This is a genomic window from Streptomyces sp. Root431 (assembly GCF_001426585.1).
GTDB lineage: Bacteria > Actinomycetota > Actinomycetes > Streptomycetales > Streptomycetaceae > Streptomyces > Streptomyces stackebrandtii.
This window is the reverse complement of the sequence record NZ_LMEI01000010.1, coordinates 389,583-408,499: the sequence shown is the minus strand read 5'-3', so window position 1 is coordinate 408,499 and position 18,917 is coordinate 389,583. Positions and strand designations below refer to the sequence as shown.

17 protein-coding genes are annotated in these 18,917 nt (G+C 72.0%); 5 read left to right on the top strand and 12 right to left on the bottom strand.

The features are described from left to right. Positions 1–30: 30 nt before the first annotated feature. Genes ASC82_RS19510 through ASC82_RS19500 form a run of 3 tightly spaced genes read right to left on the bottom strand, consistent with a single transcriptional unit; the run spans position 31 to position 2,914 of the window. Positions 31–1,245 carry a dipeptidase gene (locus ASC82_RS19510; RefSeq protein WP_056649456.1) on the bottom strand — a complete coding sequence of 405 codons (1,215 nt, stop codon included), beginning with the start codon at positions 1,243–1,245 and terminating at the stop codon, positions 31–33. Then, positions 1,242–1,778 (bottom strand): 5-(carboxyamino)imidazole ribonucleotide mutase, encoded by a 537-nt coding sequence (gene purE / locus ASC82_RS19505; protein ID WP_056649453.1) that lies wholly within the window; start codon positions 1,776–1,778, stop codon positions 1,242–1,244. The genes ASC82_RS19510 and purE overlap by 4 nt, the downstream gene beginning before the upstream one ends. Next, positions 1,775–2,914 (bottom strand): 5-(carboxyamino)imidazole ribonucleotide synthase, encoded by a 1,140-nt coding sequence (locus ASC82_RS19500; RefSeq protein ID WP_056649450.1) that lies wholly within the window; start codon positions 2,912–2,914, stop codon positions 1,775–1,777. The genes purE and ASC82_RS19500 overlap by 4 nt, the downstream gene beginning before the upstream one ends. A 188-nt stretch (positions 2,915–3,102) precedes the next feature. Between ASC82_RS19500 and ASC82_RS19495 the strand changes: the two genes are divergently transcribed. Continuing rightward, positions 3,103–3,618, top strand: coding sequence for a GtrA family protein (locus ASC82_RS19495; RefSeq protein WP_056649447.1), 516 nt, complete (start codon positions 3,103–3,105; stop codon positions 3,616–3,618). A 26-nt stretch (positions 3,619–3,644) separates the two neighbouring features. On the opposite strand, the gene ASC82_RS19490 is transcribed toward ASC82_RS19495, so the two are convergent. Next, complete coding sequence (locus tag ASC82_RS19490) at positions 3,645–4,919, bottom strand: ATP-binding protein (protein ID WP_056649444.1); 1,275 nt, start codon at positions 4,917–4,919, stop codon at positions 3,645–3,647. 9 nt (positions 4,920–4,928) lie between these two features. Beyond that, a complete protein-coding gene (locus ASC82_RS19485; protein WP_024757648.1) occupies positions 4,929–5,606 on the bottom strand; it encodes a response regulator transcription factor in 678 nt (225 codons plus the stop codon). A 426-nt stretch (positions 5,607–6,032) separates the two neighbouring features. Between ASC82_RS19485 and ASC82_RS19480 the strand changes: the two genes are divergently transcribed. Next, positions 6,033–7,553 carry an oligopeptide:H+ symporter gene (locus tag ASC82_RS19480; protein WP_056649441.1) on the top strand — a complete coding sequence of 507 codons (1,521 nt, stop codon included), beginning with the start codon at positions 6,033–6,035 and terminating at the stop codon, positions 7,551–7,553. 77 nt (positions 7,554–7,630) lie between these two features. On the opposite strand, the gene ASC82_RS19475 is transcribed toward ASC82_RS19480, so the two are convergent. The 7 genes from ASC82_RS19475 to ASC82_RS19445 all read right to left on the bottom strand — a co-directional run bounded on the left by ASC82_RS19475 (position 7,631) and on the right by ASC82_RS19445 (position 14,239). Beyond that, a complete protein-coding gene (locus tag ASC82_RS19475; RefSeq protein WP_056649438.1) occupies positions 7,631–9,121 on the bottom strand; it encodes a hypothetical protein in 1,491 nt (496 codons plus the stop codon). Between the two features lie 14 nt (positions 9,122–9,135). After that, positions 9,136–10,248, bottom strand: coding sequence for a neocarzinostatin apoprotein domain-containing protein (locus tag ASC82_RS19470; RefSeq protein WP_056649435.1), 1,113 nt, complete (start codon positions 10,246–10,248; stop codon positions 9,136–9,138). Beyond that, positions 10,245–11,090, bottom strand: a complete 846-nt coding sequence (locus ASC82_RS19465; RefSeq protein ID WP_056649432.1) for a hypothetical protein — start codon at positions 11,088–11,090, stop codon at positions 10,245–10,247. The genes ASC82_RS19470 and ASC82_RS19465 overlap by 4 nt, the downstream gene beginning before the upstream one ends. Beyond that, complete coding sequence (locus ASC82_RS19460; RefSeq protein ID WP_056649658.1) at positions 11,090–11,791, bottom strand: peptidase; 702 nt, start codon at positions 11,789–11,791, stop codon at positions 11,090–11,092. The genes ASC82_RS19465 and ASC82_RS19460 overlap by 1 nt, the downstream gene beginning before the upstream one ends. A gap of 166 nt (positions 11,792–11,957) precedes the next feature. Next, complete coding sequence (locus ASC82_RS19455) at positions 11,958–13,223, bottom strand: RNA-guided endonuclease TnpB family protein (protein ID WP_056649429.1); 1,266 nt, start codon at positions 13,221–13,223, stop codon at positions 11,958–11,960. Positions 13,224–13,352: 129 nt separating this feature from the next. Further along, complete coding sequence (locus ASC82_RS19450) at positions 13,353–13,772, bottom strand: ATP-binding protein (protein ID WP_056649426.1); 420 nt, start codon at positions 13,770–13,772, stop codon at positions 13,353–13,355. 95 nt (positions 13,773–13,867) lie between these two features. Next, positions 13,868–14,239 carry an STAS domain-containing protein gene (locus tag ASC82_RS19445; protein ID WP_056649424.1) on the bottom strand — a complete coding sequence of 124 codons (372 nt, stop codon included), beginning with the start codon at positions 14,237–14,239 and terminating at the stop codon, positions 13,868–13,870. Positions 14,240–14,470: 231 nt separating this feature from the next. Here ASC82_RS19445 and ASC82_RS19440 point away from each other — a divergent pair, with 231 nt between their 5' ends. The 3 genes from ASC82_RS19440 (at position 14,471) to ASC82_RS19430 (ending at position 18,914) form a co-directional block, all read left to right on the top strand. Beyond that, a complete protein-coding gene (locus ASC82_RS19440; RefSeq protein WP_056649420.1) occupies positions 14,471–15,367 on the top strand; it encodes an RNA polymerase sigma factor SigF in 897 nt (298 codons plus the stop codon). Between the two features lie 215 nt (positions 15,368–15,582). Beyond that, positions 15,583–16,782 carry a DegT/DnrJ/EryC1/StrS family aminotransferase gene (locus ASC82_RS19435; protein ID WP_079039368.1) on the top strand — a complete coding sequence of 400 codons (1,200 nt, stop codon included), beginning with the start codon at positions 15,583–15,585 and terminating at the stop codon, positions 16,780–16,782. Further along, positions 16,779–18,914, top strand: coding sequence for a hypothetical protein (locus tag ASC82_RS19430; protein WP_056649415.1), 2,136 nt, complete (start codon positions 16,779–16,781; stop codon positions 18,912–18,914). Before ASC82_RS19435 ends, ASC82_RS19430 begins: the two co-directional genes overlap by 4 nt. Positions 18,915–18,917 lie beyond the last annotated feature (3 nt).

Here is an 18,917-nt window from a genome sequence, read left to right as displayed (position 1 = left end):
GCGGAGTGGACCGTCCGGGTGACGGGTCGGCTACGGCGCGTCGGCCGGGACGGCGGCGTCCAGCACGTCGATCGTCGCGTTCGACGGGGCCGTGCGGGACGTCAGGTCGCGGGAGACCGATTCCGCGTCGCGGAGGGTGCGGACCGCGTTGGACCAGGTCAGTTTGGCGAGGTCCGGGTGGGACCAGCCGCGGTGGAGGAGTTCCGCGATCAGGTTCGGGTAGCCCGCGACGTCGTCGAGGCCGGCCGGGGTGAAGGCCGTGCCGTCGTAGTCGCCGCCGATGCCGATGTGGTCGATGCCGGCGGCCTCGCGCATGTGGTCGAGGTGGTCGGCGACCGTGGCGGCGGTGGCGATCGGGCGTGGGTTCTCCTCCTCGAAGGCGCGGTGCAGCTTCATCGCCTCGGCGGTGGTGTCGAGGTGGTCGAAGCCGTGCGCCCGGAGGTTGTCGTCCGCCCGCGCGGTCCATTCGACGGCCGCGGGGAGGATGAACTTCGGGACGAACGTGGCCATCGCGACGCCGCCGTTGGCGGGCAGCCGCTCCAGGACGTCGTCCGGGATGTTCCTCGGGTGGTCGCAGACCGCCCGGGACGAGGAGTGCGAGAAGATCACCGGCGCGGTCGAGGCGTCGAGCGCGTCCCGCATGGTGGTGGCGGCGACGTGCGAGAGGTCGACGAGCATGCCGGAGCGGTTCATCTCGCGGACGACCACGCGGCCGAAGGCGGAGAGCCCGCCGACGCCGGGCTCGTCGGTCGCCGAGTCCGCCCAGTCGTTGTTGTCGTTGTGCGTGAGCGTCATGTAGCGGACGCCCAGGGCGTGCAGCGCGCGCAGGGTGGCGAGGGAGTTGTTGATCGAGTGGCCGCCCTCGGCGCCCTTGAGCGAGGCGATACGGCCCTGCTTCCGGGCCGCCTCCATGTCGTCCGCCGTCAGCGCCGGGGCGAGGTCGCCCGCGTACCGCTCCAGGAGCTGGTCGACGATGTCGATCTGCTCCAGGGTCGCGCTGACCGCGTCGTCCCCGGCCAGCCGGCAGGGCACGTAGACCGACCAGAACTGCGCGCCGACGCCGCCGGCCCGCATCCGGGCCAGGTCGGTGTGGAGCGCGCCGGTCTGGTCCGCGCCGATGTCCATGCGGTCCAGGTCGTAGCGGACGTGCTCGCGAAGCGCCCACGGGAGGTCGTTGTGGCCGTCGACGACGGGGTGGGCGGTGAGGAGTTCGCGTGCCTCAGCGAGGCGGTCGGCCGCGCTCACTTGCCGAAGCCGAACGACTCCGCGCCCTCGACCTTGGCCCGCAGGCGCTTGCCCTTCTCCGTGGCCTGGTCGTTGAGCTCCTGGAGGAAGTCGTTCATCCGGGTCTGCAGCTCGGGGTCGTGCGCGGCGAGGATCCGGGCCGCGAGCAGGCCCGCGTTGCGCGCGCCGGCGACGGAGACCGTCGCGACGGGGATGCCGGCCGGCATCTGCACGATGGAGAGCAGCGAGTCCATGCCGTCGAGGTACTTCAGCGGCACCGGCACACCGATGACCGGGAGCGGGGTGACGGAGGCGAGCATGCCGGGCAGGTGGGCGGCGCCGCCCGCGCCCGCGATGATCGCCTTGATGCCGCGGCCCGCGGCCTCCTCGCCGTACGCGATCATCTCGCGCGGCATCCGGTGCGCGGAGAGGACGTTGACCTCGTAGGGGATCTCGAACTCGTCGAGGGCCTGCGCGGCGGCCTCCATGACGGACCAGTCGGAGTCGGATCCCATGGCGATACCGACGACGGGGGCGGTGGCGGTGCTGCTCATTCGGTGATCGTTCCTCGCAGATAGCCGGCGGCGTGACGGGCGCGCTCCAGCACCTCGTCCAGGTCGTCGCCGTAGGTGTTGACGTGTCCCACCTTGCGGCCGGGCTTCACGTCCTTGCCGTACATGTGGATCTTGAGCTGCGGGTCCCTGGCCATGCAGTGCAGGTACGCGGAGTACATGTCCGGGTAGTCGCCGCCCAGGACATTGCACATCACGGTCCACCGGGCGCGCGGCCGCGGATCGCCGAGGGGCAGGTCGAGAACCGCCCGGACGTGGTTGGCGAACTGCGAGGTGATCGCGCCGTCCTGCGTCCAGTGGCCGGAGTTGTGCGGGCGCATCGCCAGTTCGTTGACGAGGATGCGGCCGTCCGTGGTCTGGAAGAGCTCGACGGCGAGGTGGCCGACGACCCCCAGCTCCTTGGCGATGCGGAGGGCGAGCTCCTGGGCCTGGCCCGCGAGCTCGTCGTCGAGGTCCGGCGCCGGGGCGATCACGGTGTCGCAGACGCCGTCGACCTGGCGGGACTCGACGACCGGGTAGGCCACGGCCTGGCCGTGCGGGGAGCGGACGATGTTCGCCGCGAGCTCGCGGACGAAGTCGACCTTCTCCTCGGCGAGGACCGGGACGCCCGCGAGGAACGGGTCGCGGGCCTCCTCCTCCGTACGCACGAACCAGACGCCCTTGCCGTCGTAGCCGCCGCGCACGGTCTTGAGGATGATCGGGAAGCCCCCGACCTCGGCCGCGAAGGCCACCGCGTCCGCCGCGTCCGCGACGATGCGGTGGCGTGGGCTCGGCGCGCCGATCTCGTCGAGCTTGGCGCGCATCACCCCCTTGTCCTGGGCGTGCACCAACGCGTCGGGCCCCGGGCGGACGGGGATGCCGTCCGCCTCCAGGGCCCGCAGGTGCTCCGTGGGGACGTGCTCGTGATCGAAGGTGATCACGTCACATCCGCGCGCGAAGTCACGCAGCGTGTCCAGGTCGCGATAGTCGCCGATGACGACGTCGCTGACCACCTGGGCCGCCGAGTCCTGCGGGGTGTCACTGAGGAGCTTGAACTTCATGCCGAGGGGGATGCCCGCCTCGTGGGTCATACGGGCGAGCTGACCGCCACCGACCATGCCGACTACCGGGAACGTCACTCTCTTAGGGTATCCGCACCACCGGGGAACACTCGTCCGCCTGTGGTTTGTCACAAGGACAGGGGAGGTGAGGGCCGGGTTTCCCCGTCGTTTACGAGGTACCCGGGCGGGTGACAGGGGGGCTGGTTAGCATGGTTGGGTTGACGTCGCCCGGACGTCACCCGGACGGACGGGACAGACCCATCACCATGAGTGAACCCGGCGCGCTGCGCATGCGACTCAACGGGCTCTTCCGTGAGGTCGCCAAGTTCGGGGCTGTGGGGGCTATCGGCGTCCTGGTGGACCTCGGGGTGTTCAACCTCGTGCGCCACTTCTCGGACCTTCCCGTCGTGCGCGCGAGCATCATCGCCACCCTGGTCGCGATCGCGTTCAACTACGTGGGGTTCCGCTACTTCACGTACCGCGACCGGGACAAGAGCAGCCGCACCAAGGAGATGTCGCTCTTCCTCCTGTTCAGCCTGATCGGTCTGGTGATCCAGAACGGTCTGCTGTTCGCGGCGACCTACGGCTTCGGCTGGGACGGCCCGCTCGCGAGCAACTTCTTCAAGTTCTTCGGCATCGGCGTCGCGACCCTGTTCCGCTTCTGGTCGTACCGCACGTGGGTCTTCCGCGCGCTGCCCGCGAAGGAGGCGGTGCAGGCCGCCGAATCGTTCCTTGAGCAGCCCCCGCGGCAGGCGGCCCGCCGCCAGCCCGACCGCGTCTGAGCCCCCACCCCAGCTGACCTGCCCTTTTACCGTACGGGGCGGTCCTGTGGCTCCTCCGAGACGCTGCTCCTGACCTCTCGGCTCAGGAAGAGCGCGAAGACCGGCGGGTGCTGCTGGAGCAGCTCCAGGCGCCCGCCGTCCGCCTCCGCGAGGTCGCGGGCGACGGCCAGACCGATCCCCGTCGAGCTGCGGCCGCTCACCGCCCGCTCGAAGATCCGCGCGCCGAGGTCGGCCGGGACGCCCGGGCCCTCGTCCGTGACCTCGATCACCGACTGGTTGCCGGTGACCCGGGTCCGTACGGCGACGGTGCCGCCGCCGTGCATGAGCGAGTTCTCGATCAGGGCCGCGAGGACCTGGGCGACCGCGCCCGGGGTGCCGACGGCCCGCATCCCCTGCTTGCCCGAGTGCACGATGGCCCGCCCCGCGCTGCGGTAGGCCGGCCGCCACTCCTCCAGCTGCTGCTTGACGACCTCGTCGAGGTCGAAGGCGACGGCGGAGCCCGTACGGGGGTCCCGGGAGTTCGTCAGGAGCCGCTCGACGACGTCGGTGAGCCGCTCGACCTGGGTGAGCGCGATCGTCGCCTCCTCCTTGACCGTCTCCAGGTCGTCGGCGAGGGCGACCTCCTCCAGGCGCATGGAGAGGGCCGTGAGGGGCGTACGGAGCTGGTGGGAGGCGTCGGCGGCGAGCCGGCGCTCGGCGGTGAGCATCCGGGCGATGCGCTCGGCGGAGGCGTCGAGGACGTCCGCGACCCGGTCGAGCTCGGGCACCCCGTACCGCTTGTGCCGGGGCCGCGGGTCGCCGGAGCCGAGGCGCTCGGCGGTCTCCGCGAGGTCGGTCAGCGGGGACGCCAGCTTGTCGGCCTGGCGTACGGCGAGGAGGACGGCGGCGATGACGGCGAGCAGCGCCACCGCGCCGATGATCAGGAGGGTGCGGCCGACCTCGGCGGTGACCGCGGAGCGGGACTCCTCGACGACCACGGTCTCGCCGCGCTCGCCCTCGGCGAGACCCCGGATGACGTCCCCGGTGGGGCGGACGCCGATCTCGATGGTGTCCCGGCCGGGGATGCGGATCTGCGCGTACCGCTTGGCGCCGCTCTGCTCGGCCAGGATGTCCGGGTTGACCGGCTCGCCGCCGATGAGCCGGCTGTCGACGATGGAGACGATCCGCAGCGCCTCCGAGTCCACGCTCTCCTGCGCGCTGCTGGAGATCGTGCGGGTCTCGACGATGACGAGGGAGACGCCGAAGACGGCGATGACGACGAGCACCACGGCGAGCGTGGAGTTGATCAGGCGGCGGCGCAAGGCGCTTTCCTAGCTCTTTTCGAAGCGGAAGCCGACTCCGCGCACGGTGGCGATGTAGCGCGGGTTGGCGGCGTCGTCGCCGAGCTTCTTGCGGAGCCAGGAGATGTGCATGTCGAGGGTCTTCGTGGAGGACCACCAGGTGGTGTCCCAGACCTCGCGCATCAGCTGGTCGCGGGTGACGACCCGGCCGGCGTCCCGGACCAGCACCCGGAGGAGGTCGAACTCCTTGGCCGTGAGCTGGAGCTCCTCGTCGCCCATCCAGGCGCGGTGCGACTCGACGTCGATCCGGACGCCGTGGGTCGAGGGGGCGACGACGGGCTCGCTGGAGCCGCGCCGGAGCAGGGCCCGGACCCGGGCGAGGAGTTCGGCGAGGCGGAAGGGCTTGGTGACGTAGTCGTCGGCGCCCGCGTCGAGTCCGACGACGGTGTCGACCTCGTCCGCCCGCGCGGTGAGGACCAGGATCGGGACCGCGTGGCCCTCGGCGCGCAGCCGTCGGGCGACCTCCAGGCCGTCCATGCCGGGCAGCCCCAGGTCGAGCACGACCAGGTCCACTCCGCCCTGGAGTCCGGCGTCGAGGGCGGTCGGGCCGTCCTCGCGGACCTCGACCTCGTACCCCTCTCTCCGCAGGGCGCGGGCCAGCGGCTCCGAGATGGATGCGTCGTCCTCGGCGAGCAGTACACGGGTCATGGGGTGATGGTAGTCCGCACGGCCGCCGGGCCGTGGCGGGATCCGTTCGACCCGGTTGGCCCCTGGGGATCCTGCGGGCATCCTGTTCATGACCTTCGAATGACCATGCGCGGTTGCACTACTGCCTGTGATCCATCTCTCAAGTCCTTCCATATCCGGCACTGTCGTGTCGTATGGTGGCTCGACGTCTGTAGCGGTAATCGGGGACCTTTGGCCAGCTTCATGCGCCAAGGTCCTCTTTCTGCGTGAGGTCGGCTCCGCCGGCCTCGAGGACAGTGAACGACCTGTGGGCCGGGTTCCGGGACGCGATGACGCGCCTCCCGGGGCGTGGATCCCGGTGGAGTCCAACGGCTCTGCCGGTGCCGGCCTCCCCCACCGGGCGCACCCCGCTCACAAAGCGAGCGTCCCGACAGAGCAAGGATCGACATGGCGTCCAGCCTGACGACGGCTTCGACCGGAACCCCTGGTTCCGGGAAGACGTTCCTCGGCCACCCCCGCGGCCTGGCCACCCTCTTCTTCACCGAGATGTGGGAGCGCTTCTCCTACTACGGCATGAGGGCCCTTCTCGTTCTGTACCTGGTCTCCGGCGGCGCGGACGCGGCCACCGGCAGCCAGGGCGGCGGCCTCGCGATGACCGCGGCCACGGCCACGGCGATCTACTCCGTGTACGTGTCGATGGTCTACCTGATGGCCATGCCCGGCGGATGGTTCGGCGACCGCGTCTGGGGCGCCCGCAAGACCGTCACCATCGCCGGTTTCGTGATCATCGCCGGTCACGTCTCGCTGGCCCTCCCCGGCCAGGCGATGTTCTTCCTCGGCCTCGCGCTCGTCGCGGCCGGCTCCGGCCTCCTCAAGGCCAACATCTCGACGATGGTCGGCCACCTCTACGACGGCCCGGACGACCCGCGCCGTGACGGTGGCTTCACGCTCTTCTACATCGGCATCAACCTCGGTGCCTTCGTCGCGCCCTTCGTCGTCGGCACCATCGGCGAGAAGGTCAACTGGCACCTGGGCTTCGCCCTGGCCGCCGCCGGCATGGCCCTCGGCCTCGCCTGCTTCCTCTCGTTCAGCAAGAGCCTGAGCCCGAAGAGCAACGTCGTCCCGAACCCGCTCTCCTCCGACGAGCGGAAGGCCATCCTGGTCAAGGTCTCGCTCGTCACCGTGCTCGTCGCCGTCTTCTACGGCGTCGTCGTGGCCCTGGGCATGTACACCCTGAACTGGGCGCTCGTCCCGATCACCCTCGCCGGCCTGATCATCCCGGTCGCCGTCCTCGTCCGCATCAAGCGCGACAAGGACCTCGACAAGACCGAGCAGTCGAAGATGACCGGCTACATCTGGTTCTTCGTCGCCGCCGCCGTCTTCTGGATGATCTACGACCAGGGCGGCTCGACCCTGGCGCTCTTCGCCGACGGCAAGACCTCCGACAGCGTCTTCGGCTTCGGCTTCCCGGCCACCTGGTACCAGTCCCTGAACCCGCTCTTCGTCATGGCGCTGGCCCCGGTCTTCGCCTGGCTGTGGCTGTGGCTGGCCCGCAAGAACCAGGAGCCGAACACCATCGTGAAGTTCGCGATGGGTCTCGTCCTGGTCGGCGCGTCCTTCTTCGTCTTCATCGTCCCGATGAACATGGCGGGCGACGGCACCAAGGTCTCCCCGATGTGGCTCGTCTCGATCTACATGATCCAGACCATCGGTGAGCTGTGCCTCTCCCCCGTCGGCCTCTCCGTCACGACGAAGATGGCGCCGCAGAAGTACGCCTCCCAGATGATGGGCGTCTGGTTCCTCGCCGTCACCGCGGGCGACTGCACCACCGGCCTGCTCTCGCTCGCCGGCGTCGACCTCAACGGGACGGGGATCATCGCGATGGAAGCCTCATTGGCCGTCCTCGCGGGCATCGCGATCTACATGTACCGCAAGAAGGTCCAGGGGCTCATGGGCAGCGTCCACTGACGCCGTTCCCCCCGCACGGACACGCGAAGGCCGCCGCACCACCCCCGGTGCGGCGGCCTTCGCCGTCATCCGCGCCGTCAGCGCCTCAGACGCGCCCACGGCGTGAAGGTGAACACCGCGCCGCCGATGAGGATCACCGTGCCCGCGACCAGGGCGAGGGCGCGCAGGGCGCCGTCGCTCTCGGCGCCGGTCTCGGCGAGGTTCTCACCGGAGGAACCGCCGGAGTCCGCCGCGCTGCCGCCGGAGGACGAGCCTCCGGAGGACGAGCCCGAGCCGGAGCCCGATCCGCTCGATCCGCCGTCCGAGCCGCCGCTCGCCCCGCCGGCCTGCTTGCTCGTGTCCAGCTCCAGGGAGGCCTTCACCGCGCCCTTGACCTGGCAGGGGATCTCCATCTTCGCCTCGCCGAGCGTGACCTTGATGGTCAGCGCGCCCGGGCTCAGCGTGGACTTCCCGGTCGCGCCGGGCTTGTACGTGCCCTTCATGTCCTCCAGGCTCACCGGAGCGCCCGCCGCGACCGCGGTGGAGTTGGGTGCGCCGGTGACCGTCACCGTGCCGCTGTCGGCCCCGCCGATCTTGACCGCCATGGTGGGGACGAGAGCTCCCTTGGGGAGGGGAGCGGGGCTGTTCATGACGCCCTTGGCCGTCTTGACCGTGAGGTCGTACACGGCGCCGTTCTTCTTCGCGCTGATCGTCACCTTGGAGTTGATGTTCGGCGGGCCGGGGGACGTGCAGGTGAAGGCGACGGTGACCTCCTTGCCGGGGAAGTCTGTCTGGCCCCCGCTGCCGCCGGAGGAGCCGCCGGCCGAGCTGGAGCTTCCTCCGGAAGTGGTCGTGCTGCTGCCGCCCGAGGTGGACGTCGAACTGCCGGTGCCGCCGGTGCCCGTGTGGCCCTCGGTGGTGGAGCCGCCGCCCGAGGTGGTCGTGGTGCTGCCACCGGAGGTGGTCGTACTGCTTCCGCCCGAGGTGGTCGTGCTGCCACCTGTCGTCGTGGTGGAGCCGGAGCTGCCACCGGAGGTCGTGCCGCCGGAGCTGCTGCCCCCGGCCGCCGTCACCTTGATCGTCGCGCCGACCGGGACCGCTTCCTTCGGCGTGCACTTCGTGTCCGTCGACAGCGGCTTGGACACGTTGATCGTGTACTTGTCGGGCGTCAGCGTGATGTCGCCCGCCTTGTCCAGCTTCAGCTTCCCCTTCATCTCGGGCAGCACCATCGCGCTGTTCTTGGGGATCGGCGGATTCTTCCGCGGCCCCTCCATCGCGACGGTGCCGCTCCCCGCGCCGCCCACCTTCAGGACACCGCTCGGCTTGACCGTGTCCGCTCCGAGGTCGAGCACGTCGGGGTTCTTCGAGGCGGCCTGGACCGTCTTCCAGACGATCTCGACCTCGTCGCCGACCTTGGCCTCCGCCGGTGCGGTGATGAGCACCTTCGTGGTGCCCTGCACGGGCGGGAGCCCGGAGATGGACGGCGGGATGCACTCCGTCTTGTACGAGACCTCGGCGGCCTGTGCAGGGCCGGCGGAAATCAGGATCCCCGCGCCGCCGAGCATCAGCGCGACCCCGGCCGCGCTCATCCTCCGTTGCGTACTCACGCATGTCCCTTCGTCGTCGGACTGCTCTCTGGCGCTGACGGTGCGGAGTCAGGGCTGAACCACGGCAGGACCGTGGTCGGTTCGTCGTCCCTCGCTTCCCCGGTCGCGGGGGCGGGGACGGACGCGCGGGTACGGCGGCGGAGCGCGGCCGTACGGGGAAGGCGGGCGGCGGGGCGGCCGGCGGAGCGGCCGTGGGCGGGACGGCCGGCGGCGGGGCGGGTGCGGTCGACGACGGCCATCCCGATCCGGAAGAGCGCCGCCGGCACGACGACGGCGAGCAGCACCCAGAAGAGCGTCACGCCCCAGGGGCGGCCCACGCCCCACGGCTGCTCGACCAGGACCTTGCCCGCGTACCGCACGGAGACCTGGTAGTCGCCGTGCGCGCCCACCGTGAGCTCGGCCGGGAGCCGCACCAGGGCCTTCTTGCCGGGTTCGATCGTGCCGCGCCACTGGCGTTCCTCGTACTGCGGCGCGAAGACGCCGTGGCTCGTACCGACTTCGAAGACCGGGTCCTTGACGGGCGCCGAGCCGAGGTTGCCGACGGTGAAGACGACCTCCCGGCGCGGGGGCGCGCCGAACCAGACGAGGAGGCCGCTGGAGCCGTCGAGGCGGACGGAGGCGAGGACGGCGAGCCGGCCGTTCCCCGAGGCCTCCGGGAGCGGGGCCGTGGGATGTCCGGCGACCGTGAACTCCTTGTCCACCGCGTCCTGCTGGCCCGTCACGCCGGCCACGTGCACCACGCAGGGGCAGGGCTTCGGCGGTTCGGAGACCGGGAGTTTCGTACTGAAGGCTCCCCTGGCGTCGACGGTGGCGGCCCGGCCCTCGCTGTTGGCACAGGAGTTGGTGCCGCCGATGACGCCCTTGCCGGGCGCGGACTGGCCGCAGATCAGGAGCATGAGCAGCGCGCCCGGTTTCCAGCCGCTGCCGCTGACGGTGACCGTGCCGCCCTTGCCGCCCTCGGCCTGCGAGAGCTCGACGACGGGCCCGGGCGCCGCCGTCGCGGGGGCGGCGGGCGGCAGCGCGAGGGCGAGGACCGTGAGGAGCGCCGTGAGCAGCGCGGCGGCGGTCGGTGTCCACCTCGTCGGCTTCGTCGGCCTCGTCGGCCTCATGTTGTCGCTCCCGTCGACGCTCGCTGGGTACGGGGCCCGCCGCGCCGCCGCTTCCCGTACCGGAACCGGTACCGGATCCCGTACGCCCCGCCGCCCGCCGCCACGAGGAGCACCCCGACCGCGCCCGCGAGCGCGGGGCCGTCGGCGAAGGCGGCCTCGGTACGGGCGGTGGCGGGGGCCGCGCCGGGGGCGCCGGCGGTCAGCCGGACGGTGACGGAGTCGAGGGAGGGCGGATCGGGCCAGGGTTCTGTGCGGGTGGTCCGCTCGCCGGGGCGCAGGGTGAGCGGCAGGGCGCGCTCCGGCCGGTCGAGGACCGTGCCGAGGAGCCCCTCGGCACGGACCGCGAGGGTCGGGGCGAGGACCGTCGTCCCGCGGTTGACCAGGGTGTAGCGCAGGGCGCCGGTGGCCTCGTCGACGCCGACGTCCTCGACGGTGAGCGCGGCGAGGCGCGGGCCGCTCACCCGCAGGAGCAGCTCCACGCTCAGCTCGCGGCCGGCGGCCGTGGCGCGCACGGTGCCCCGGTGGTCGCCGGGCGGGGTGTCGGCGGTGACGGTCACGGCGAACGGCACGTCCGCGCGGGTCCTGGCCGGCACGGTGACGGTCCGCGCGGCGAAGGCCACCGGCGCGCCCTTCCCCGCGAGCCGTACGGTGAGCGGCCGCGCGCCCGGGTTGGTCACCGACAGGGTGTCCTGGAGGACGCTCCCCGCGGGACCCTCCAGATAGGCGTACGGCCGCCCGGCGGCGGGCGCCGCCGTCCAGGCGTCCCCGGGGGGAGTCGCCGCGACCACGCCGACGAGGGCGGTCGCGGCGGCGACGAGACCGGAGCGCACCGCCGCCCGCATCAGCGTGCCGTGCGCCGCGTGAGCCAGAGGACTCCGGCGGCGCCGGTCAGCAGGACCGTTCCGCCGAGGGTCCCGAGCGCCATGGCGGAGTCGAGCGGGCCGGTCTTGGGCAGTTCGGTCCCGGAGCCGTTGTCGTCGTCCTCGCCGTTGCCGTCATCGGCCGGCGGGGCGTCGCCGCCGCCCGCGAGACCGGTCACGTCGAGTTCCAGCGAGGGCTTGGGGTTGTTCTTCGGGGTGCATTCGGCCGCGTCCATGCCGAGGGCGTGCACGATGAGCTTGCCGGCCGTGAAGGTGACCTTGCCGTTCTTCTTCGGCGTGAACGTCCCGGTCAGCGTCCCGATGCTGATCGGGGTGTCCGGCGGGATGGCCACCGTGTTCGGCGTCCCCTTGACCTTCACCGTGCCCTCGGCGGCCCCGCCGAGGACGAGCTCGGCGCGCGGGGTCATGACTCCCTTGGGGAGTTCGATCGGGCTGTCGGAGACGCCCTTCTCGAAGGACATGGTGATCGTGTAGCCGCTGCCGCTCTTGACGGCCTTGATATCGACGGGCGAGACGGCGCTCTTCGGCCCGATCTTCGTCACGCACGCGTAGTTCACATCGACGACGGTCGCCTGGGCGGCCGGCGCACCGACCAGCACGGCGGCACCCGCCACCGCGACCGCCGCCGTGAGACCGGCGGCCGTTCTCCTTCGGTTCGGCACCTTGGACACCCCGAGCACCCCTCACCGCAACGTAACTGACGGTCTTTCAGATTGGCCGTCAAGGTACGCCTGGGGCCTCACGGAGGGAAGGGAACGGGTGAACTTTTGAATGCTCCCCTCCTTGAAGGGAGATTCTCGCCTTCAAGGGTGGGTGGGGATTTCTGGCTCACGCTGCCGTCCCAGGCGGCGCCTGGGCTGGTCTTCCGCGATCGGCACCAGCCGGGTTCAGACCTGCCCGGACGAGCATGACGCGTGCGGAGTTCTTGTCTCTGGGGGCTTCGGCTCCACAGGCGCCGCAGGTGTAGGTGCGCTCACCCAGCGGCAGTGCGTGCTTGGCTCTCGCTCCGCACTGCGCGCAGTCCATCGTGGTGTACGCGGGATGAATCAGATGCACGGCCCTGCCGTGCTTGCGGCCCATCTCGATCAGGGCCTGCTTCGTGGCGCCGATGGCGGCGTCGGCGGCCTTCCTGGCCATGGTCGTCTTCGCCAGGAACTTCGGCCGGAAGTCCTCGACGGCGAGCGCGTCGTGGTCACGGACCACCGCCTTGGCCCACTTGCGTCCGGTGTCCTGGCGCCGGCGGGCGACCTTCTTGTGCACCTTCGCGCGCAGCCGCTTGGCCTCGCGATACCCCTTCGATCCAGCGTGCCCCTTCTTCGGCCCGCGGCGGGCCATCATCCGGTCATAGCGGGCCAGTTTCTCCTCGGCCTTCCTGCCGTGCTCGGCGTGGGGCAGGTCGTGGGCGTCGGAGGTGGTGGTCGCGGTCTGCGTCACACCCCAGTCGATACCGATCACCGCCCCCGTCCTGGGCAGCGGCTCGACGAGAGCGGGGACGACGAAACTGGCGTACCAGTGCCCGAGACTGTCCTGGTGGACCCGCACCGACGAGGGGGCGGCGAGCAAGGCCCTGGACCACACCACACTCAGGACGATGCCCCCGGCCAGGTGCAGACGGCCATCCTTCACCCGGAAACCGCGCCGCGTGTAGTTCAGGGACGGCAACGCCTCACGCTTCTTCTTGAGCGTCGGCATCCCCGCCCGACGCCGCTGCCCCACCCGCTCCCGGATGTCCTTCTGCGCTTTCGCCCTGGACCTGCCGAAGTCCCGGATGACCTGCTGCTGCGGGACACAACTCCCTTCCCGCAGCCAGCCGCCGCTCTTCCGCGCCTCGGTCAGCATCCGGTCCAGCTGCGCCGGACCACACGTCCGCAGACCGCTCCCTTCGGGGCGCGCCTGGTTCCAGGCGTGGACCTGCCTCGACTTCGCGACGCACTCGTTCCACACCCAGCGGCACCGATCCCACTCGGCCGTCAACGCGGCCTGAGCGGTGACCGACACCCGCAGCCGGAACGTCCACCGGGCGTGCCCGGCGCCCTCGACCTTCTCCCCGGCCTGCCGGGCCTGACCTGAGCCCGTGGATGGGGATGCCGTCATGACGCGTCACCGTAGACGGCCCGGCCGCACTCCCGCGTCTGTTCGCGCGCCTGTCCGCCCTACGCGGGACAAGTCCGTACGAATGTTCACCTGGTCCGGCTCCGCCCTCCCGACGAGCGGGTGAAAGTCCTAGGCGGGTGCGGCCAGTTCGGCCCAGACCGTTTTGCCGGGGGCGCCGGGGGTGCGGTCGATGCCCCAGTCCAGGCAGAGGCGCTGGACGATGAACATGCCGTGACCGCCGGGGCGTCCGGAGCGGTGGGGGGTGCGGGGGGCGGGCTGGCCGGCGCCTCGGTCGGTGACTTCGAGGCGGACGACGTCGGGGCCGCGCAGGACGCGCAGGCGCTCGGGGCCCTCGGCGTGGAGGCAGGCGTTGGTGACGAGTTCGGAGACGACGAGCAGGACGTCCTCCGCGGCGGCCCTGCGGTCCGCGGTCGCGGCCGGGAGCCAGCCCCACTCCTGGAGCGCCGACCGTGTGAAGTCACGGGCGAGCGGCACGGTGCCGCTGGTCTCGCCGAGGGCGAGCGTACGGACGTCGGAAGCTTGGTCCATCAGCGCTTCACCTCACCGATTGACGAGACAGAGGGGCGGGACGTGCGGGTCGAACAGGGTGTGCGGGCGCCGGTTGCCGGACGGGCCCGCCCGCCTCAACCGGGGAGGGCCGTGTCGAGCGTGTCGTGCAGGGTGAAGACGGCCTCGGCACCGGTGATGTGGAACACCCTGGCGACCGCCGGCCGCATCCCCACCAGATGGACCCCGCCACCCGCGGCGTCCGCCCTCAGCCGGGCGCCGAGCAGCACGTTGAGCCCGGTCGAGTCGCAGAAGTCGAGGCCCGCGCAGTCGACGACGAGCCGCGACCGGCCCGCGTCGAGCGCGGCGTCCAGCGGGGCGCGCAGCAGTTCGGCGGTGTGGTGATCCAGCTCACCCACGGGTGTGAGGAGTTCGCTCGCCGCGTCCACGCTCCGGACCTCGACCCGCAGGCGCGCGGGTTGCGCGCTGCCGATGTGCTGGCGGTCCATGGCCGTGCCTCTTCTCGCTCTCGCGGATGCCGACTGACGTCCGTCGAACCCTACAAGCGGGGCACCCTTCCGTGCACACACGGCCCACACAAACCTGCCCAAAACGGATTATTGGCACTTGCAACCATCGCGGTTGACCAGGTAGGGCTAGAAGAGAACACCTAAGGAACACCCGATACAACGGCCTCGGAGGCGCCGCAAACCGCAGCAGAAGAACGACGAAGGAGACCCATGTCACCCCGGCTCGACGTTCCGCGTACCCCCGACGCGCCGTCGGCAGCAGTCCCCCTCGACCACCTGCCCACCCAGCGCACAGCCGTCCCCGACCTGCCCGACGTACCCCTCGACCGCATCGGCGCGGTCGACGCGCGCGCCCTGTCGAAGCAGCTCTTCGCGCGGCTCGCCGTACTGGAGGAGGGCACCCACGACCACGCGTACGTCCGCAACACGCTCGTCGAACTCAACCTGGCCCTCGTGAAGTTCGCCGCCGCCCGGTTCGGCAGCCGCAGCGAGCCGATGGAGGACATCGTCCAGGTCGGCACGATCGGCCTCATCAAGGCGATCGACCGCTTCGAACTGACCCGCGGCGTCGAGTTCCCGACCTTCGCGATGCCGACCATCATCGGCGAGATCAAGCGGTTCTTCCGCGACACCTCGTGGTCCGTGCACGTGCCCCGCAGGCTCCAGGAGCTCCGGCTCGACCTCGCGAGGGTCGGCGACGCGCTCGCCCAGCGCCTCGACCGCGCCCCCACCGTCGCCGAACTCGCGGCGGAGCTCGGGATCTCCCCGGAGGAGGTCGTCGAGGGCATGACCGCCAGCAACGCGTACACCGCGAGCTCGCTGGACGCCAGGACCGAGGAGGACGAGGCCGGCAGCGGGGACAACTCGCTCGCCGACCGGCTCGGCTACGAGGACGACGGGCTCACCGGGATCGAGTACATCGCCTCCCTCAAGCCGATGATCGCCTCGCTGCCCGCCCGCGACCGGCACATCCTCTCCCTCCGCTTCGTCACCGGCCTGACCCAGTCGGAGATCGGCGCGGAGCTCGGCATCTCGCAGATGCACGTCTCGCGGCTGCTCTCCCGCACGCTCGCCAGGCTGCGCCGCGGCCTCACTCTGGAGGAATGACCTCCGCCGGCTTCCCCGAGCCGTCAAGATGGCCGAGGAAAGGGCCCGTTCACGGTCTGACGACCCGGACGGGCCCTTCCGCACGACCACGTGGAGAGGCCCGGACGGGCCCTTCCGCATGACCACGCGGAGAGCCAACCGCGTGACCCGGAGGCCTTGTTGACGCGCCGTCCGGATTGGGCCACATTGAGCCCGGGGATTCAGGGGGGAATCACATGGTTTCTGCGTACGCGGAACTGGAAGGGCGGATGCGCGACCGGCTCGGGGGCAGGGAGTGCCTCTACGTGCCGTCGTGCCGCCTCGGTCTCTACCTCGCGCTGCGCCACTGGTGCGAGCCCGGCGGCCGGGTGCTGATGTCGCCGGTCAACGACGACGTCATCTTCTTCGTCGTGCTCGCCGCCGGACTCCGCCCGGTGCAGGCCCCGCTCGACCCCCGGGACGGCTCGATCGACACGGCGGCCGTCCCCGAGTCCGTCTGGCGCGGCCTGTCCGCCGTCCTCACGACCAATCTGTACGGGAATCCCGACCCGGCACCGGAGCTGCGGGCCCACTGCGACCGGCTCGGCATCCCGCTGATCGAGGACGCCGCCCACGCGATCGGCTCCACCGTCGGCGGGCGCCCGGTCGGCACGTACGGCGAGGCGTCCGTCTTCAGTCTCTCGAAGCACACCGCGGCCAAGACCGGCGGCTTCCTCGCCCTCGCCGACCCGGCGCTGCGCGAGGAACTCGCGGCCGCGCGCGACGCGTTGCTGCACCCGACGCGTACGGTCGACGAACTCGCCTACCTGGCGCGGCCGTACGCGGAGGCCGCCCTGCGCGGCACGCGGCTCGTCCGGGCCGCGCGCGCGGCGGTACGGCTGCTCGGGATGGAGGAGCGGGAGGAGATCCGGATGCCGCTCCGCGCCGACGAGCTGCGGCGGGCCCTGCCGGCGGCGCCCGCGCTCGACCCCTTCCACTCCTGGGTCCGGGTCGACATGCACGCCTACCGGCTCCGGCCGGGCCCCGGGCGGCTCCGCCGCACCACCCGGAAGCTGGCCCGGCTCGACGGCGTCCTCGCCGCCCACCGCGCGGGCACGGCCCGGCTCCTGTCGAGCGAGTACGGCACGCCCGGGGCGGCTCAGGACGCGCCGGCCCAGCCGCTGTTCCGGGTGCCGCTGCTCGTCGAGGACCGGGACGCGGCGATCGCCGCCCTCGCCCGGCGCCGGATCACCACCGGCTACATCTACGATCCGCCGCTCGACGGCTACGCGGGCGAGGCGTTCACCGACCTCTCCCCCGCGCCGGAGGCCGCCGCCCGGTTCGCCCGGCACGCCCTGCCGGTGGACCCGCGCCGCGCGGACGAGGTCCTCGGTGTGCTGCGCGCGGCCGGGACCCGCCCCGCCCGCCTGTCGGAGGCCCCCGGCGGCGCCCGGTGACCGACACCGTACGGCTGCGGGCGACGGACGACCCGGCGGCCGCAGAGTCCACGGCGGAGGCCGCCGAGCCCGAGGCGAAGACCGGGACGCAGGCCGACGGCGACCGCTCCATGTTCCGCAACGCCTACGCGCTGATGCTCTCCACCGGCGTCTCCGCCGCCCTCGGGCTCGGCTTCTGGCTGGTCGCGGCCCGCTACTACACGGAGGAGGCGGTCGGCCAGGGCTCCGCCGCCATCGCCGCCCAGCGGATGCTCGCCTCCCTCACGGCGACGACGCTGACCGGCGCCGTCGTCCGGTATGTGCCCCGGGCCGGGCGTGCCACCGGGCCGCTCGTGGTCCGCCTCTACCTGGTGAGCACGGCGGTCGTGGGCGTCGCCTGCGGCGTCTTCCTGCTCACCCTGGACTGGTGGGGACCGTCGTACGCCCCGCTCGGCACCGTGTCCGCCGGGATCTTCTTCACGGCCGCCAGCATCGGCTGGGCGCTGCTCACCCTCCAGGACGCGGTCCTCACGGGGCTCAGACGGGCGATCTGGGTGCCCGTCGGCAACGCCGTCTTCTCGCTCGGCAAGCTCGTGCTGCTCGTCGTCCTCGCCGTCGGGCTGCCGGTGCTCGGCGTCTTCGTCTCCTGGGCGGCGGCGATCGCGCTCTCCGTGGTGCCGGTCGGCTGGCTCGTCTTCCGGCGTCTGATCCCCCGGCAGGCGCACGCCGACCGGGACCGCGAGCCGCCGACGATGCGCGAGATCGGCCGTTTCCTCGCCGGGGACTCCGTCGGCTCGATCTTCAGCCTGCTGATGATCAGCCTGCTGCCGATGATGGTCGCGGTCCGTTTCGACGCCGCCCACAACGCCTTCTTCTACACGGCGTACACCGTCGGCGGCACGATGGAGTTCATGGCCATCAACATGGCCTCCTCGCTCACCGCGCACGCCTCGCACAGCCCCGAGTCCCTCGCCGAGGGCGTGCGGGGCGCGCTGCGCCGCATGGTGCTGCTGCTCGTGCCCGTCGTGTTCGTGCTCGTCGTGCTCGCGCCGGTGCTCCTGACGCCCTTCGGCGAGGACTACGCCGAGAACGGCACGACGGTGCTGCGGCTGCTCGCCGCCGCCGCGCTCCCGCGGGTCGCCGTCGAGCTGTACATCGGGGTGCTGCGCGTCCAGGGGCGTACGGGCATGCTCGCCGCCCTCCAGGGCGCGATGTGCGTCCTGGTGCTCGGCAGCGCGGTCGTCCTCCTGGGGCCGTACGGCATCGCCGGTGCGGGGTGGGCCGTCCTCGGCTCGATGACGCTGATGGCGGTGGTGACCGTGCCGGGCCTGCGGGCCACGCTCAAGGGCCGGGTGCCGTCCGAGGGGGCGCGGGCCGCCGCGCGGGTGAAGGAGCGCGCGGAGGACGGGTACGGCACGAACTGGGCGCGGGAGAGCGCCTATCTGCGGGGGACGCACGACTCGGTGACGCCGGCGTTCGGCATCCCCGTGTACGTACCGCGGCAGCGGACGGACGGGCCGGCGGTCGCCCCCGTGCGGCGGGAGGCGGGAGCCGCGGACCGGCCGGACGCGCCGGACCGGGCGGCGAGCCGGCTCCTGCTGGGGCTCTGGCTGTGCCTGGGTCTGGCCGCCGTGCTGTTCTGGCTCCCGCTCGCCGGAACCGGCGTGCTGGACGTGGAGCGGCTCTCCGGGACGGGTCTGCTGACCGCGCTCCCGCCGGTCACGCTCCTCGCGGGGCTGTTGCTCGTCGCCCTCCAGGGCGCCGCCGTCGGTCTCCGCGTCTTCCGGCCGGCTTTCGCCGGAACGGTCCTGCTCGCCACGTTCCTCGCGCTGCACACCGCGCCGCCGCTGCTGGGCCTGCGGCCGGCGGAGGCGGGCGGTCCGGGCGCGGAACTCCTCGGTGGGACCGGCGAGTCGGCGAGCTCGGCGGCCCCGATCGTGCTGCAGGCGCTGTGCCTGTTGCTCGCGGCCCTGCTGCTGCGGGTGCTGGGCGTGGGCGAGCGGGTCACGGCCGGGGTGGTGTGGGTGCTCGTCTGGGCCGGCTGGGCGGGCCAGCAGGCCTTCGCCGCCGCCCCGCTCCCGCTCTTCCTGGGCCTGGCCGGGGCCACGATGGCGGTCTGCGCCTTCCGCGGTCTGGCGGCGGGGCGGCGTTAGGAG